Source organism: Xanthobacter sp. BG11Y11_SDJG (genome assembly GCF_057364445.1).
The window spans coordinates 1-3542 of the sequence record NZ_JBNFNU010000421.1 but is presented as its reverse complement, the minus strand read 5'-3'; the positions used below and the strand labels follow the sequence as shown (position 1 = coordinate 3542).

Annotated in this window: 4 protein-coding genes; all 4 read left to right on the top strand. The window is 71.7% G+C overall.

Annotated elements, in window-relative coordinates; genetic code table 11:
- A partial coding sequence (locus AC2W7M_RS22100) for a LolA family protein (RefSeq protein ID WP_486134947.1) occupies positions 1-572 on the top strand: 572 nt, incomplete at its 5' end.
- A gap of 75 nt (positions 573-647) precedes the next feature.
- A complete protein-coding gene (locus AC2W7M_RS22095; protein WP_486134946.1) occupies positions 648-2033 on the top strand; it encodes a sensor histidine kinase in 1386 nt (461 codons plus the stop codon).
- The gene (locus tag AC2W7M_RS22090; protein ID WP_486134944.1) at positions 2030-3043 is read left to right on the top strand and encodes an NADH-quinone oxidoreductase subunit B family protein; all 1014 of its coding nucleotides are present in this window, start codon (positions 2030-2032) and stop codon (positions 3041-3043) included. Before AC2W7M_RS22095 ends, AC2W7M_RS22090 begins: the two co-directional genes overlap by 4 nt.
- The coding region (locus AC2W7M_RS22085) for a nickel-dependent hydrogenase large subunit (protein ID WP_486134942.1) at positions 3040-3542 on the top strand (503 nt) is incomplete at its 3' end. The genes AC2W7M_RS22090 and AC2W7M_RS22085, both read left to right, overlap by 4 nt.

The window sequence follows — 3542 nt, the reverse complement described above, 5'->3', positions numbered from 1 at the left end:
CCCCGCCCCCTGCCGCCCGCTCGGCGCCGGACGGCCGCGCCCAGCGCGCCACGGTGGATCGGGTGAACGCCTATTACAATTCCATCCAGTCGCTGACCGGCACCTTCACCCAGGTGGACCCGGACGGCAGCCGCCGCACCGGCGACTTCTACATGCAGAAGCCGGGCCGGGTGCGCTTCGAGTATGACGCGCCGAGCCCGATCCAGCTGATCGCCAACGGCCAGTCGGTGGCGGTGCGCGACCGCACCCTCAACACCCAGGACATCACGCCGCTCGACCAGACGCCGCTGCGCTTCCTGCTCGCCGAGCGCATCGACCTCGCCAACGACCCGCACGTGACCGGCGTCTACCAGGACGACCATTTCGTCTCGGTGGCGATCGAGGAGAAGGTGCCCATGATCGGCACCTACCGCCTGCTGATCCTGTTCGACGCCAAGGACTACACGCTGAAGCAGTGGATCGTCACCGATCCGCAGGGCTACGACACCCAGGTGTCGATCGCCAACCTGAAGCCCAACGGCCGTCCGGACCCGAAGCTGTTCGTCATCAATTTCGAGCGCATGCTCCAGTAGGAGCCGCCGGCCCCATTGGACGCCATCCCGCCGCTCGCATAGCATGAGCGCCCCGCAACGGCCGTGGGAACCGCCATGCCCGCCTCCCAGGGCGAGGACCTGCTGAAGGACAGCCCGCGCGCCGGCCTCCCGGCGCACGGCGGCGAAGCCGTGCTGCTCGCTCCGGGCGCCGAGGCGGACCAGGCGTGGATCGCCGTCATCCGCAAGATGGACGAGACCTACGCCGAGCTCGTCAGCCAGCAGGTGGAGCTGGAGACCAAGAATGCGGCGCTGGAGGAGGCCCAGGGCTTCATCGCCGGCCTGCTCGGCGCCATGACCGATCTGCTCATCGCCTGCGACCTCTCGGGCCGGGTGGAGCAGGTGAACCGCGCCGCCGAGCGGGCCTTCGGGCTCAAGGCCGAGGCGCTGATCGGCCGGCCGCTCGCCGACCTGATCGACCCCGCCTCCCGCGCCACCGCCCAGGACGTGCTCGCCACCATGGCGAGCCGGCGCCGCATCGTCGACAGCGAGTTCATCTTCGCGACCCCGGACGGCCCCGAGCAGGTGGCGGTGAACGGCGCGCTGCGCTTCGATCCGCGCGGGCGCGCGGTGGGCATCGTGCTGGTGGGCCGGCCGCTCGGCGAACTGCGCCGCGCCTATTCGGACCTTGCCGCCGCCCACGAGCACCTCAAGCACACCCAGCAGCAGCTGGTGCATGCGGAGAAGATGGCCTCGCTCGGCCGCCTGGTGGCGGGCGTCGCGCACGAGCTGAACAACCCCATCTCCTTCGTCTACGGCAACGCCCACGCCTTGAAGCGCTATTCGGACCGGCTGCTGGCGTATCTGGACCAAGTGCATGACGGGGCCTCCGCCGCCGCGCTCCAGGCGGCGCGGGAGGACCTGCGCATCGACCGCGCCCGCGCCGACCTCGCCCCCACCCTCGCCGGCATGCTGGAGGGCGCCGAGCGGGTGCGCGACATCGTCGCCGACCTGCGCCGCTTCTCCTCCGACCGGCGCGAGGCGCCGAGCGTGTTCGACCTTGCCGCCGTGGTGCGCGCGGCGGTGGACTGGGTGGCGAAGTCGCAGATGCCGGACCTCGCCATCGCCATGGACCTGCCGGAGCCTTTCGAGGCCATCGGCCATCCCGGCCACATCCACCAGGTGATGATGAACCTGGTTCAGAATGCCGTCGACGCCATGGAGGGCCGCCCCGACGCGCGGCTGGAGATCACCGGCGCCATGGCCGGCGGCACGGCGCGCGTCCGCGTGCGCGACACCGGCCCCGGCATCGCCGACGAGGTGGTCGGCCGCATCTTCGATCCCTTCTTCACCACCAAGCCGGTGGGCAAGGGCACGGGGCTCGGCCTCTCCATCTGCTACCGCATCGTCGCCGAGCACCAGGGCGCGCTCGACGCGGACAACCATCCCGCGGGCGGGGCGGTGATGACGCTGACCCTGCCGGCGCCCGAGACGCGCTTATGAGCCGGCCCGCCCCCTTCACCGTGCTCTGGCTGCAATCGGGCGGCTGCGGCGGCTGCACCATGTCGCTGCTCTGCGCCGAGGCGCCGGACCTTTCCGCGACGCTCGACAGCGCCAACATCCGCTTCCTCTGGCACCCCACATTGTCCGAGGAGACGGGCACCGAGGCGACCGCATTGTTCGAGGCGGTGCTGGCGGGCGAGATCGCGCTCGACGCTTTGTGTGTGGAGGGCGCTCTGCTGCGCGGGCCGAACGGCACCGGGCGCTTCCACGTGCTGGCCGGCACCGGCATCCCCACCATCGACTGGGTGCGGCGGCTCGCCGGCGCCGCGCGCCATGTGGTGGCGGTGGGCAGCTGTGCGGCCTATGGCGGGGTGACGGCGGCGGGCGTGAACCCCACCGACGCCTGCGGCCTCCAGTTCGACGGGCGCCGGCGCGGCGGCGCGCTGGGCGAGGGGTTCCGCGCCCGCTCCGGCCTGCCGGTCATCAATGTCGCCGGCTGCCCGACCCATCCCAACTGGATCACCGAGACGCTGATGCTGCTCGCCGCCGGGCTGCTGGGCGAAGCCGACCTCGACGTCTACGGCCGGCCGCGCTTCTACGCCGACCATCTCGTGCACCACGGCTGCCCGCGCAACGAATACTACGAATACAAGGCGAGCGCGGAAAAGCTCTCCGACCTCGGCTGCATGATGGAGCATCTCGGCTGCCTCGGCACCCAGGCCCATGCGGACTGCAACACGCGGCTGTGGAACGGCGAGGGCTCCTGCACCCGCGGCGGCTATTCCTGCATCAACTGCACCGCGCCCGAGTTCGAGGAGCCGGGCCACGCCTTCCTGGAGACGCCGAAGATCGGCGGCATCCCGGTGGGCCTGCCCACCGACATGCCGAAAGCCTGGTTCATCGCGCTCTCCTCGCTGGCCAAGGCCGCGACCCCCGAGCGCCTGCGCCGCAACGCCACCGCCGACCACGTGCTGACCCCGCCCGCCGTCAAGGACATCAAGCGGCGATGAGCGCGGAGGCACGGCGCCTGGTGGTCGGCCCCTTCAACCGCGTGGAAGGCGACCTGGAGGTGCGCCTCGAGATCGCGGACGGGCGGGTGGGCGCGGCCTTCGTCGCCTCGCCCTTGTTCCGCGGCTTCGAGCGCATCCTGGAGGGGCGCGACCCGCGCGACGCGCTGGTGATCGCCCCGCGCATCTGCGGCATCTGCTCGGTGTCGCAGTCGCACGCGGCGGCGCTGGCGCTCGCCGGGCTGGAGGGGATCGCGCCGACGCCGAACGGGCGGATCGCCACCAACCTCATCCTCGCCGCCGAGAACGTCGCCGACCACATCACCCATTTCCACGTCTTCTTCATGCCGGACTTCGCCCGGCAGGTGTATGCCGACCGGCCCTGGTTCGCCGAGGCGGAGCGGCGCTTCAAGGCGGCGCAGGGGACGCGCGTGCGCGCCGCCATCGCCACCCGCGCGACCCTGCTCCACGTGCTGGGCCTGCTCGCCGGGCGCTGGCCGCA

Bases quoted from the DNA above. Each gene is read 5' to 3' on its own strand.
- AC2W7M_RS22095 (WP_486134946.1), top strand. From the start codon at position 648: ATGCCCGCCTCCCAGGGCGAGGACCTGCTGAAGGACAGCCCGCGCGCC.
- AC2W7M_RS22090 (WP_486134944.1), top strand. From the start codon at position 2,030: ATGAGCCGGCCCGCCCCCTTCACCGTGCTCTGGCTGCAATCGGGCGGC.